The organism is Rhizobium sp. FKY42 (assembly GCF_005222835.1).
In the GTDB taxonomy this organism is placed as follows: domain Bacteria; phylum Pseudomonadota; class Alphaproteobacteria; order Rhizobiales; family Rhizobiaceae; genus Neorhizobium.
The window spans coordinates 1-13,402 of record NZ_STGA01000015.1; the positions used below are offsets into that span (position 1 = coordinate 1).

The 13,402-nt window shown below is 58.2% G+C and carries 7 protein-coding genes and 1 pseudogene; 5 read left to right on the forward strand and 3 right to left on the reverse strand.

Annotated elements, in window-relative coordinates; translation table 11 throughout:
- Window positions 1–68 precede the first annotated feature (68 nt).
- The 5 genes and pseudogenes from E8M78_RS06695 to E8M78_RS06715 all read left to right on the forward strand — a co-directional run.
- Window positions 69–626: pseudogene (locus E8M78_RS06695) on the forward strand (bifunctional enoyl-CoA hydratase/phosphate acetyltransferase); the annotation flags it as partial.
- The gene (locus E8M78_RS06700; protein ID WP_137134331.1) at window positions 626–1,825 is read left to right on the forward strand and encodes an acetate/propionate family kinase; all 1,200 of its coding nucleotides are present in this window, start codon (window positions 626–628) and stop codon (window positions 1,823–1,825) included. The pseudogene E8M78_RS06695 and the gene E8M78_RS06700, both read left to right, overlap by 1 nt.
- A 74-nt stretch (window positions 1,826–1,899) precedes the next feature.
- A complete protein-coding gene (locus E8M78_RS06705) occupies window positions 1,900–4,308 on the forward strand; it encodes a phosphoketolase family protein (RefSeq protein WP_137134332.1) in 2,409 nt (802 codons plus the stop codon).
- 236 nt (window positions 4,309–4,544) lie between these two features.
- Window positions 4,545–7,208: an HAD-IC family P-type ATPase gene (locus E8M78_RS06710; RefSeq protein WP_137134333.1), complete on the forward strand. Its 2,664-nt coding sequence runs from the start codon at window positions 4,545–4,547 to the stop codon at window positions 7,206–7,208.
- A 129-nt stretch (window positions 7,209–7,337) separates the two neighbouring features.
- Complete coding sequence (locus E8M78_RS06715; protein WP_137134334.1) at window positions 7,338–8,018, forward strand: CBS domain-containing protein; 681 nt, start codon at window positions 7,338–7,340, stop codon at window positions 8,016–8,018.
- Between the two features lie 316 nt (window positions 8,019–8,334).
- Here E8M78_RS06715 and E8M78_RS06720 read toward each other — a convergent pair whose 3' ends face one another.
- Genes E8M78_RS06720 through E8M78_RS06730 form a run of 3 tightly spaced genes read right to left on the reverse strand, consistent with a single transcriptional unit; the run spans window position 8,335 to window position 13,171 of the window.
- On the reverse strand, window positions 8,335–9,498 hold the full coding sequence (locus tag E8M78_RS06720; RefSeq protein ID WP_137134335.1) for an AGE family epimerase/isomerase: 1,164 nt from the start codon (window positions 9,496–9,498) through the stop codon (window positions 8,335–8,337).
- Window positions 9,495–10,895 carry a glycoside hydrolase family 130 protein gene (locus E8M78_RS06725; RefSeq protein ID WP_137134336.1) on the reverse strand — a complete coding sequence of 467 codons (1,401 nt, stop codon included), beginning with the start codon at window positions 10,893–10,895 and terminating at the stop codon, window positions 9,495–9,497. The genes E8M78_RS06720 and E8M78_RS06725 overlap by 4 nt, the downstream gene beginning before the upstream one ends.
- Window positions 10,892–13,171: a glycosyltransferase family 4 protein gene (locus tag E8M78_RS06730; RefSeq protein ID WP_137134337.1), complete on the reverse strand. Its 2,280-nt coding sequence runs from the start codon at window positions 13,169–13,171 to the stop codon at window positions 10,892–10,894. The genes E8M78_RS06725 and E8M78_RS06730 overlap by 4 nt, the downstream gene beginning before the upstream one ends.
- Between the last annotated feature and the right edge of the window lie 231 nt (window positions 13,172–13,402).

Below are 13,402 nucleotides of genomic sequence, written 5' to 3' on the forward strand. Positions count from 1 at the left end.
GGTTCACATGGCTCAATTCTCAATGGAAATTATGCGCCTAACCGGCTCAGTTTCGCGCGGAAACCAACAGCCATGTCTATGTTATGGACATTCCGGCCTATCACAAGCTGCTGATCGTCACCGATGCGGCGATCAATATCCAGCCGGATCTCGATCAGAAACGGGATATTTGCCAAAACGCCGTCGATCTCATGCATCTTCTCGGAGTCGAGATGCCGCGCGTTGCAGTGCTCGCTGCGATAGAAACCGTCAGCAGCAGGATGCCTTCGACGCTGGACGCCGCTGCTTTGACCGTTATGTCAGCACGCGGGCAGATCGAAGGGGCGCTCGTCGATGGTCCGCTTGCTTTCGACAATGCAATCAGCATTGAGGCTGCGCAGGCTAAATGTATCGCCTCGCCGGTCGCCGGTCAGGCAGATATCCTTCTGGTTCCCGATCTCGAAGCCGGCAACATGCTCGCCAAGCAACTCATTTATTTTGCTGGTGCAGACGCTGCCGGGCTGGTTCTCGGCGCTCAAGTTCCAATCATTCTGACAAGCCGGGCGGATCCTGATAAGGTTCGCACGGCATCCGCCTCTCTCGCACGGTTGACGGCAGCGAAACGACTAGAACCGAGGACGGTGTAATGACGGACAACCTCCTCCTGACGTTCAATGCTGGCTCGTCCACGGTGAAGATCGGCATATTCAAGGTGGACGGCGACAGACCACAGCGGATCGGCAAGGCAGTCGTCGACTTAGCCACCTCTTCGCTCATGCTGAACTTGAAGGAAGGCCCGGAGCAATTCGAGCGGCCGCTCAAGGGCGAGGCCGGCAACGATCTCGCCGGACTGATGGACGAAGTATTCCGAGAACTGCACCCGTATTTCGACCTTGACGCAGTCAACTCCGCCGGCCACCGGATCGTTCATGGCGGCGACGTCTTCAACGGTCCGGTGGAACTGACGACCGCGACGCTCGCCAAGATCCACCCATTGACGAAACTGGCACCGCTGCATCAACCTCATGCTTTGCGAATAATTGAAGCAGTCCGTCACCTGCGCCCTAAGCTATTCCAGACCGGCTCCTTCGACACGACCTTCCATGCGACGCAATCCGATCTCGTGCGGCGTCTCGCCATTCCGCGCGCCTATCATGACCAAGGCATCAAACGGTACGGTTTCCACGGACTGTCCTATCGATATGTGGCAACCGAACTCGCCAAGGCAGCGCCTGATATCGCCGCCGGTAAAGTCGTCATTGCCCATCTGGGCAGCGGTGCCAGTCTCTGCGCCATCGAAAACGGAATGAGCCGCGATTCCAGCATGGGTTTCTCGACACTGGATGGCATCCCCATGGCAACAAGGCCGGGTTGGCTCGACCCTGGCGTGCTCCTGCATTTGCTCGGTCCGCTCGGGAAGTCGGTCAAAGAGGTTGAAGACATGCTCTATCACAAATCCGGCCTCTTGGGCGTTTCAGGCTTTAGCGGAGATACCCGCGAACTCATCGATAACGACGGAAGTCAAGCAAGGGAGGCGATAAACCTCTTCACGCTCAGGATCGCCGGTGAGGTCGGGAGGCTTGCTGCAACGCTCGGCGGTCTTGATGCCCTGGTGTTCACCGCCGGCATTGGAGAGAACCAACCGAAGATACGCAAAAGTGTAACGGAACAACTTTCGTGGCTGGGCGTAGAGTTGGACGGGTCCGCCAATGAGGAGAGCGCACTGACGATCAGCACCGCGGCAAGCCGCATCGCCGTCCACGTCATCCCTACGGATGAAGAAAAGATGATCGCGGAAGAATGCATTTCGGTCTCTCATTCAAAGTTTAACCCTAACGCTTCGTGACTAGCGTCGCTGACACCTACTCCAGTTGACGATCGATGTTTCGCAACAACTCGCCCTCTCGAAGGAGCAAGAAGATGAAGTCAACCTCCCCCTCGTCCGCAACGGCGGAGATCGGCTCCGAAGAACTGACGCTCATCGACCGCTACTGGCGGGCGGCGAACTATCTCTCCGTCGGCCAGATCTATCTTCTCGACAATCCGCTGCTCAAGGAGCCGCTGAAGCCGGAGCATATCAAGCCGCGGCTACTCGGCCATTGGGGAACGACGCCCGGCCTCAACTTCATCTATGCCCATCTCAATCGGGTCATCCGCAACCGCGATCTCAGCATGATCTATGTCTGCGGGCCAGGCCATGGCGGTCCCGGCATGGTGGCCAGCACCTATCTCGAAGGCACCTACAGCGAAATCTATCCGGAGATTTCCGAGGACGCCGCCGGCATGCGAAAGCTTTTCAAGCAATTCTCTTTCCCGGGTGGCATTCCGAGCCATGCCGCGCCGGAGACGCCCGGCTCCATCCACGAAGGCGGCGAACTCGGATATGCACTGGTGCATGCCTATGGCGCCGCTTTCGACAATCCGAATTTGGTGGTCGCTTGCGTCGTCGGCGACGGCGAGGCTGAAACCGGGCCGCTTGCCGCAAGCTGGAATTCCAACAAATTCCTGAACCCGGCCCGCGACGGCGCCGTGCTGCCGATTTTGCATGTTAACGGCTACAAGATCGCCAATCCGACCATTCTCGGTCGCAACGGCGACGAGGACGTGAAACGTCTTTTCGAGGGCTACGGTTATGAGCCGTTCTTCGTCGAAGGCCATGAGCCGGCCGATATGCACCGAGAGATGGCCCTGACTTTTGACGCTGTCTTCGACCGCATCCGCGCGATCCAGGCCGACGCCCGCGAGGGGACAACACCGGAAGGCCTCCCTCGGTGGCCGATGATCGTACTGCGCAGCCCGAAAGGCTGGACCGGCCCGAAGGAAGTGGACGGCAAGAAGGTCGAAGGCTTCTGGCGCGCCCATCAGGTGCCGGTCTCAGGCTGTCGCGAGGATGAAGAACACCGCAAGATCCTCGAGGACTGGATGCGGAGCTACGATCCGGACGATCTCTTCGATGCCAACGGCCGACTGAAGGAGGAACTGCGGGCGCTTTCGCCCATCGGCGAACGCCGTATGGGTGCCAACCCGCATGCCAATGGCGGGTTACTGCGCAAAGAACTGATCGTCCCCGGCATACGCGATTACGCGGTACCGATCGAACAACGTGGGGCCACCATGGTGCAGACGACAGAAGTCCTCGGCAAATACCTGCGCGACGTCATGAAGTTCAATGACGACAATTCCAACTTCCGCATCTTCGGCCCGGATGAGACGGAATCGAACCGGCTCGGCCACGTCTTCGAGGTCACCGACCGCGTCTGGATTGAACGGATCGAGCCCTACGACGTGCATCTCTCCCGCGACGGCCGGGTAATGGAGGTACTTTCCGAGCATCTCTGCCAGGGCTGGCTGGAAGGTTACCTGCTCACCGGTCGGCACGGTCTCTTCTCGTGCTACGAGGCCTTCATCCATATCATCGATTCGATGTTCAACCAGCACGCCAAGTGGCTGAAAGTGTCTCGCCAACTGCCTTGGCGCAAACCCGTTTCCTCGCTCAACTACCTGCTGACCTCCCATGTCTGGCGGCAAGACCATAATGGCTTCTCACACCAAGACCCCGGCTTCCTCGATCTCGTCGCCAACAAGAAGGCCGATATCGTGCGTATCTACCTGCCGCCGGATGCAAATACGCTGTTGTGGATCGGCGACCACTGCTTGAGGACCTGGGACCGCGTGAACGTTATCGTCGCCGGCAAACAGCCCGAGCCGCAATGGCTGACGATGGACGAGGCAATTCGACATTGCGAAGCTGGCATCGGCATCTGGGACTGGGCAAGCAACGAAGATGGCGTGCTCGAGCCCGACGTCGTCATGGCCTGCGCCGGCGACGTGCCGACGCTTGAGACCCTGGCGGCAGTTTCCTTGCTGCGAGAGGCGATCCCAGAGCTCAGCATTCGCGTCGTCAACATCGTCGATCTGCTTGCCTTGCAGTCGCAGGACCAGCATCCGCATGGTCTCTCCGATGAGATTTTCAACCGGCTGTTCACCGCTGATCGACCAGTGATCTTCGCCTATCACGGTTATCCCTACCTCATCCATCGACTGACGTACAAACGCACCAACCACCAGAATATTCACGTGCGCGGCTTCATCGAGGAGGGCACGACGACGACCCCCTTCGACATGACGGTGCTGAACAAACTAGACCGCTTCCATCTTGCGATCGAGGCAATCGAACGCGTTGCAGGACTGAAGGAAAAGGCGACCGGCGTGGTTGCAATGCTCAAGGACAAGCTGGCGGAACACACCCGCTATGTCCGCGAAAATGGAGAGGACATGCCCGAAATCAAGAACTGGAGATGGCGGGTTCAGGATACAGCGTCGACCTGACCAAAGTCGAACAAGCAGCCACGCCGCGGCGTCCATCGAAGAGTTGCTCCGTTGACGACGGTCAATGCTTTGCAAAGCGGATGAAGCACATTGGCCGCATTGGTGTTGCACGCCCCACGGGCGGTGCCGAAATCGGGGAGCGACGGCTTGATATCGTCCCCTATACGTCGTTCTGCCAATCTAGCTCGCCACAATAAAGGCAGCCGACGGCAGATGCGGTACGCGGGAGCGAACATATGACCGTGCTTGATCAGCAGTTGCCAGCCGTTAACATTGCTGGCCTCAGCCAGGCCGAGGCGGTTGAGCGCCTGGCGCGGTTTGGAGAGAATATACTTCCCGAACCGAAAGCTCCTTCGCTCCTTTCCATCTTCCTGCAGCAGTTCAAGAGCCCGCTCATCTATATTCTCTTGTTGGCCGCCGCAGTGTCGCTGGTTCTCAGCGAAGCGGGAGACGCCATATTGATCGTCGTGGTCCTCCTTCTGAATGGGGCTATTGGCAGCGTGCAGGAGTATTCCGCAGGCAGGGCTGCGGCGGCGCTTCGCGAGCTCGAACAACCTCGGGCAACTGTCATCAGAAATGGCAGGATGCAGGAAATCGAGGCTCGCTTGCTGGTTCCCGACGATGTGGTGGCAATGGAGGCAGGTGGGCGCGTACCAGCAGATCTGGAGTTGCTTCAGGCAACGGATCTTCTCTGCGATGAATCTCTTCTTACCGGTGAGTCCCTGCCGGCTCGCAAGGTAGCGGCCGATCACGGCATCACTGCCGACAACAACCATGCCACCATGGCCTTTGCCGGCACACTTGTCACCCGCGGTCGCGGGAAAGGAATAGTGACGGCAACCGGGCTGTCGACAGAAATCGGCAAGGTCGCCGTCGAGGTCGCGAAAACGTCGGTTTCCCGACCTCCTTTGATGATCAGGCTTGCATATTTCTCCAACGTCGTCGCCTGGTCGGTCGGTATTGCGTCGCTGCTTCTGTTCGCCATCGGCCTTGTGCGTGAGATGGCCTGGAACGATCTCTTTCTTATGTCCGTAGGTCTTGCCGTCAGCGCTATTCCGGAGGGTCTGCCGATTGCAATTTCGGTCGCTCTGGCAATCAGTATGCGGCGCATGGCACGGCGTAACGTTATCGTGCGTCGCATGTCGGCAGTCGAGTCGCTTGGTTCCTGCACCATGATCGCAACCGACAAGACCGGCACACTAACCTTGAACGAACTGACGGTTACCGATATCCGTCTGCCTGACGGCACTGACTTGGTGTTGGAGACGGGAGCCGATCTCGAGGCCTGCTTGATCAAAAGCGCCAATATGGCCCCAGCGAAAGCAAGTGAGCGTGCCGCTCATCTGCTAAGGGCAGCTTCCCTGCCGAACGAAGGATCTCTTACACAGGAGGTGAACGGCTGGAAGGGCGTCGGCGATACTGTGGACGTCGCGCTTTTGGCCGCAGCGAGAAAGGCTGGCCTCGAACGTGAGGTAATGGCCGACGACTACCCACTGATCAACCGCATTCCCTATGAACCAGACCTTAAATACGCCGCATCTTTCCATCGCAAGGGCGAGCGAGTTCGGATCTTCGTGAAGGGATCTGCCGAAACACTGATCGATATGGCGGACCGGATGGACGTTGGCGACCGTGTTGTCCACATTGAGCGAGACGCGCTTCTCGCACAAAAGGAGGATATGGCGGCACGCGGGCTCCGAGTGCTCGCCTTTGCCGAGGGTGAGATTGCCAGCACCACTGACGAGACCTTCGGACATGGTCACCTTATTGATCTCGTCTTTCTTGGTCTAGCCGGAATGCAGGACCCGATCAGGCCTGAAGTTCCGCAGGCTATCAGCCGCTGCCGCGCAGCCGGCGTGGATGTCGCAATGCTAACAGGCGACGACCCCAGGACTGCGGCCGCGATCGCCGCGAAGGCAGGACTTGAATTCCGCCCGGATCAGGTGACGAGCGGCAATGCGGTGAGGGATGCCGAAGCTGCCGGCCCGGAACAGCTGGACGAACTGACCAGACACGCCCGCATATACGCCCGCGTTGCTCCGACGCAGAAACTCGCGATCGTGTTGTCCATGGCCCGCAACGGCCACTTCGTGGCGGTCACCGGCGACGGTGTCAATGACGCGCCTGCACTGAAACACGCCCATGTGGGTGTCGCTATGGGATTGAAGGGCACAGAGGTTGCCAAGGAGAGCGCCGACATCGTTATATCCGACGACAACTTCGCCTCGATCGTCACCGGAATCGGGGAAGGACGAACGGCCTATGCGAATATTCGCAAGGTGATCCTGATGCTGGCCGCAACCGGTGCGGCGGAGATGCTCCTCTTCCTGTTGGCGATCCCACTCGGCCTGCCAATGCCGTTGCTTCCCGTGCAGCTCCTCTGGTTGAACCTCGTGACGAACGGCATACAGGATGTGGCGCTGGCCGGAGAAAAGCCCGAAGGCGACGAGCTATCACGCCCGGCGCGGCGCCCGAAGGAGCCAATCTTCGACAGGCTGATGGTACGCCGGATCGTCCAGTCGACTCTGGTGATCGGCGGCGGCGGCTTTGTGGTTTTCTACTGGCTACTGGCACAAGGTTATGAGGAACCTGCGGCCCGCAACATGCTGTTGTTGCTGTTTGTACTTTTTGAAAATGTGCAGACGCTGGCCTGCCGGTCGGAACGATATTCCGTCTTTCATTCCGCATTCTTTCGCAACCCGCTTCTTGTTTTGGCGATATGCGCGTCACAGGCATTGCATCTTGGCGCGATGTATGTACCGTGGCTTCGGGAGACATTGGAACTCGCACCGGTTTCGTGGCCTGAATGGGGCATCCTCCTGGCTCTTTCCGCATCACTTCTGTTCGTAACGGAAATCGACAAATGGATGTCCCGGCGTTCGATGCCATCGGCCGCATGACCACATCCCACCAGCGAAAAAGGTCTTGTCCACGCACGCCGCTCCAGGCGCATCACGCGTTGCGGAAGATCAATGATCCAAACAGCAGCATATGGATACTGCGACTGAGTTGGACAGAGGGAGAACAACATGCTCGCCAAGGACCTGATGACGAGACCTGCGATCAGCGTCACACCCGACACCTCTGTTCGTAAGGCCATTGAGTTGATGCTGGAAAAAGACATCAGCGGGTTGCCGATAACCGATGACAGCGGAGTCTTGTGCGGGATTATTACCGAGAGTGACTTCCTCAATAAGGGAATGGTCAATCTGGCAAACCGGAAGCCCGAACAGGCGGACCAGGCATTTTTTGAGGAGTATGTGCGAGCCCATGCCTCCGTTGTGTCCGATTGCATGACCAGAAATGTCGTGTCGGTCTCGCCGGAGGACACGCTTTCTGCCCTCATATCACTGATGAGTGCCAGAAAAGTCAGACGCCTTCCGGTTGTTGTCGAGGGGAAACTGGTCGGCGTCGTCAGTCGACATGATGTCCTGAAGGCCATGACGACGGGTCGCGATGTCGTGGCAAGTGGTGAAGACGCTCTGCGGCTTGCCGTGAAAAGCCGTTTACAGGAAGAACTCGGCCTTGGCCCTACGGAGGTCTCAGTCCATGTAACCGATTGCGTGATAGAACTGACGTCCCAAGGCGCTAGTTCAGCCAAGCAGCGTGCCATGGAATTGGTCGCCGAGAGCATCGCTGGTGTTGCCGGTGTGGTGTTTTCTTCGCGTGAGACCTCGAAGCTTGCGAGTCCATCTCACCAAAGCAGTTGATCGGATGATTGCAGGATCCTCGCAGGCAAATGTCGAAAACCTGAAAACCACTGGCAAATTTATGTTTCTGGAGCATTTCTGGCAAACGCGCACACGGACAAACCTACCGATCGCTCCGCTTCGCTAGAGCGAAGTGGAGCAATCGGCGGGACGGCCGCTTTTGCACTGATCTCCACACCGCTACACTCGAACGTATCAAGGGATATGGCCCTTCATGTCTCGGCTTGATCTCGTCATAAAATCGCTCCGTCAGAATGATCCCGAGTCTGCCGGAAATGCTCTGCGTCAAGACGGCAAGCTTCTCGTCTAGCAGAGATCAAGATGTTTCACTTGGGGACCGGACGCGGGCGCGAGCGTCATGCTCAACGAGATCCGCAACAGCAGTCCAGAGATGGTAAAGTGAGCTTGCGGGGATTGTCCTGGAAATCGGCCTGTCATGCGTATCGAGGCAGTCATGCCAGCAACCGGGAGGCGCTCCGGTCATGTACGCGCCCATAATGGCAGAAGCCAGGTCGTCTGCCTCGGCAAGATATCCTTGAAAACCGGAACGCTCGTAGAGTGACAAGAAGGCCTTGAGCATCTCCACCTGCGGCCAAAGTCTCCGTGAAGGAGAGACGGGCCTGAGCGCCGAGACGAGATCGACCAAGAAGGGTGATCCCCCGCTGCGTCCAACCGCCAGAGCGGTCGATAACAAGTCGAGGCAGATCCTGGTGTGGTCGCTGTCAGTCAGCATGTCATGCCGTGTCGTCAGCCACACCCATTCGCACATGTGACCAGGTTCCAGCCGATCCGATCCGTATTGTGCGGAGAGCTGCCATTGCGGCCCGAAGAACTCGTGGAGCGGCCCTTTCGGTCCGACCAGGAAATGCGAACCAAGGAGTGCGAAGGCTCGACCTTCGGCCCTCATGTGAGCGGATGTTCGGTTATTTTCACAAAGGGCCAGGGTGGCTTCAAGGTAATGCATGTGCGGGTTTTGCCTGCGCGGCAGGCTTCCCTCGCTGTCTTCGGCCCACCCGCCGAAAGGATCCTTCAACGTCCGGTCGATTGCGACAAGCGCCTGATCGATATGATCACGGTACATGTCCTTGCCTGTGGCAGTCAGCAGCCAGGAGAGGGCCAGCAGGATACAGGAACTGTCATAGAGGTCTCGGATGGGGTCAGTGATGCTGTCAGTATGGCGGTTGAAGGCGCGAGCGTAACCGCCACGCGTGCCGCCAATCCAGGCGACACGGTGCAGATGGGCAAAGGCCGCCTCAGCCATTTGAAGTGAAGCGGGCGGCGCAACGCCGAGATGGGCCGCATGCGCATGCACATAGATCTGCCGCGCTACCGTCCGCGTCCGCACCTCTCCGGATGCCTGGACTGATCCATCGAGTTCCAGATGCTCGACAAACTGACCGCAGCGCTCGTCGTAGCCCACGGCCGCCCAAGTCGGCAAGATCTCCTGAAGAAACAGTGATTTAAGACGCCACAAACTCACAATGAGTCTCCTGTGGGTCGCGTTTCGATACGGTTGATCGTCATGAACTCGCCCCCTACGGGACGCATCGTCTCCAGCAGTTCATGGATCTTTATCGTCGTGAAGTTGGAATAGGTGTCCGACACAGCATAAGGCAGGGCGATCAGGTCGCCGTGTCGCATAGCACCGCAGGAATAGACAACGTTGGGCACATAGCCTTCGCGCTCCGTCGGTTCCGGCTGCAGCAAGGGTTCGACTGTCCGCGAAAGAATGATGCTCGGGTCCTGCTTGTCGAGCAAGGTCACCCCGATCGCGTAGCGTCGCATGGGCCCTACCCCGTGGGTGAACAGGAGCCAGCCCTCATCGATTTCGACTGGTGAGCCGCAATTGCCGATTTGTACGAACTGCCAGGCAAATTCCGGCTTCATCAGCATTTGCCCCTCCTCCCAGTGGAGCAGGTCGTCGGAATACAGGAGGAAGAGGTTTTCGCTATCTTGCCGGGCAATCATCGCGTAGCGGCCGTCGATCCGCCGGGGAAAGAGCGCCATCCCCTTGTTGCGGGCAGCAGATCCCCTGAGAGGGGTCAGGGTGAAATTCAGGAAATCGACGGTCTCAAGAAGCTCGGAACGAATGGAGGAGCCGCTATATGCCGTATAGGTCGCGAAATAGATCGTCTTGCCCTCGTCCTCAAAGGCCACGAAACGGGCATCCTCAATGCCGTTGGCTTGGGCTTCTGTGACCGGAAAGACAACGCGTTCACTGAGGTCACTGTCATGGTTGAAGCTCAGCCCGATACAGCCGACGGGCGCTAATCCGTCATAGGCATGAATAACCGGCAGCCCTGCCAACCGTGTCGGAGGATCGATGGCCAAAGCGCCATCTGGATCAAGCACACCCGAGCGGAAGGTTAGCGAGGAGATGTGGCCCTCTCCAACCGCCCTCAGGCTGAGGATCACCCGCCTGCTGCCCTCGGCGATACCAGCCTGATCTGGATGCGCAACGATACTGGGATTGAAGAGGGCGGCGGATTCGAACGAATACTCGTTCATGAAATAGGCCCCGACCAACTGACGCTGTTGCTGGCTGAATTGCTGATGATGGTGGAATGCATCTTCCATCGCATCCGCCCGTAGCTCGAACTGGCGCAACAGGTTGCGATGTCGTCCGTCGAAATTGGCGAGGATATCGCGCAACTGGTTGGCCGTGGCGATCGGGTCCAGCGACAAAACACGGTCGACGATCTCATTCGCCCTGCTCTTGTCGCGGGGATTGAGGTGGCGCGGCTCGGTTGATGGCTTGAAGGGACGCACGATAACGCGTGTCGGGTCAGGCCTGAGATAAAGAGCCTGCCGGTTCAGAAGGCCGTTTTGGGGCAGAAGGGAACCTGCTCTGTCTGCATGAGGTGTGATCCGGCTCATGAGAGTTGCCGGAAAACGATACGGGGAAGAACGGGCGGTTGCGCCTGATGAACTCTCCCGATCTCGATTGAAGAGATCAGATAACAGAGGACGGATTCAGCGCCGCGATTTTCATTGGGACGGTCCGCATGCAAGCCGTCTCGGCAACTCCCCGTTTCCGGATCAACAAGGGAGATCCCATGATCGTTGCTGCCCGTGAACCAGTTGAAGGTTCTGTTGGCAACCTCGATCCAGTGCTTGTCGGAGGTGGCATCGTATGCGGCAAGACATGCCGATATCGTTGCCGTTGCCTCCACGGGCTGCTGATCGAATGGTTTCGGTGGCTCGCCGATATCGAAGAAGCCATCCGTGCCAATGGCGCGAAAATGGCCTGCTTCTGCAGTCTGCTGACCCATCAACCATCGCAGCGTCGCCAAACCCGTCTCGACATAGGCTGACACCTTGGTCGACAGACCCGTGACAATCAAAGCCTGGCTCAATCGCGCGTTTTCGTAAGACAGACCCTCCTCGAACCAGCGGCGTCCGCTCTTCGACACGCGCCGTTCCAGGTCCATCAGATTTTCGGCGTGCCGAACGCGCAGCATACGTGCGTGGGGATCGTGGGGGTTTGCCTTGCAGTAGTCATTCAACCCGAGAAGCGTGAAAGCCCAGGCTCGGGGAGAACGAAAGTCGATCGTGACTGACATGGCTTTCGCAAAGAGTGCACTCGCCCAACGGCGGCGAGGCGAATCGGTGTCGTGAAGCGCACAGCAGCCCAGGGCCCACAGCGTCCTCCCGTGACTGTCTTCGGATCCCTTGTCTTCGAGCCAGCGGTGATCAAAGGTCATGAAGTTACGGAAACGGCCCGTATCCGGATTCCACGCATGTTCGACAAAGGCCGCGAACGATGCGGTCATTTGATCGGTTACGCCTGTCTCAGAAGCTTTCGACATTAGAGAAGATAGAAGCAGCGCCCGTGCATTGTCGTCTACGCAGTAACCGTGGGACCTGTCTGGCACGGAGAAGACGGCATGTTGAACGATACCGGTATCGTCACACATGGTCTGAAGATGACCGAGCTTCAAGCCCGTTCGCTGCGCCGGCCGCTTGATCCGCAGGGAGACGAGGTCACCGACCGGTTTTGGTCGAAAGGATACGCGTGCCTTCGCCATGCTCTCTAGATAGAGCGCGGCCACATGGGACCAGATCATCGAACGCCCCGCATCGTATGCGAGGTGGCGCATGGCCATTCTACGCTCATCGTCTTCGAGCAGAGCGGCAATCGCCTTACCGGTCGCGCATGCGTCGCCAAATGGAACGAGAACGCCGCGTCCATCGGTCAGAAGTTCGAGGGCGTGCCAATAGGGGGTCGACACGACCGCGCTGCCCATGCCGAAGCTGTAGGCAAGCGTTCCAGACGTCATCTGCGCCTCGTCGAGATAAGGCGTGACATAGACGTCGCACAAGGCGATAAAGTCGAGGAGTGTCGGCAGGTCAACAAATTGATTGAGGAATTCCACCGCGTGGTCGACCCTGAGCTTTTCGGCGCGGTGACGTAAGGTGTCCCGATAGGTGTCGCCATGCTTGCGCAGCAATGTCGGATGGGTGGCCCCAAGTACGATGTAGAGCGCGCGAGGATTCTGCTCCAGGATCGCGGGCATGGCATCAATCACCACCTCAATACCCTTGTTCGCAGAGAGCAAGCCAAATGTCAGGATAATCGGTCGCCCCGCGTAACCCCGTCCGACTTTGACTAACTCCGGGTCATGAAACGGGCGATCCGGTATGCCGTGCGCAACGACATCTATCTTTTCTGGCTCAACCCCATAGACTTGCGTGAGCAGGACACGCCCTCGCTCTGCCATAACGATAACTCGATTGGAGTGCGCGGTGACCTTCTTCAGCACGCGGCGTTGCGAAGGTGTCGGATCCGCAAGGATCGTATGACAGGTTGTAACAACCGGCACCCGCAAATTGGACAGGAGTGTCAGGATGAACTCGCCGTCAGGTCCGCCGAAAATACCAAATTCGTGCTGCAGGGACACAGCATCGAATCGTCCCTCGTTCAGGATCCTTGCCGCGGTCAAATAGTCTTCAGGTTTAGACTCCCGAATCTCAAAAATCACACCGGGCGGATAGGCATAACTCTGCTCCTCGTCCGTGATGGCAATGATGCTCGTCGCGACATGAGCGTTGTTTTCGGCCATGGCATGAGACAGATCAGCTGTGAAAGTGGCAATCCCACACTGACGAGGGGGAGAGTTGCCGATAAAGGCTATACGCGTTGGCTCGTTCATGGACGTTCCCCTTCAGGACACAATGGTAAGCAGGTTGCCGCAAACGTTAAGACTTCAAAGTCATTGGGGTTTCACCACTTCAGGTTCGCGTTCGAGAGCGACACGTCTCTGTTGAAGTTCAGTATTCCTGGGGCGGCATTGCGGGTTGCTCTCACAGGCGGGCATTGGGGCCGCAACGGCGTAGGTGACGGCGGCTGACGACGAGAGGGTTTGATCAAAGTTGGCTAGACG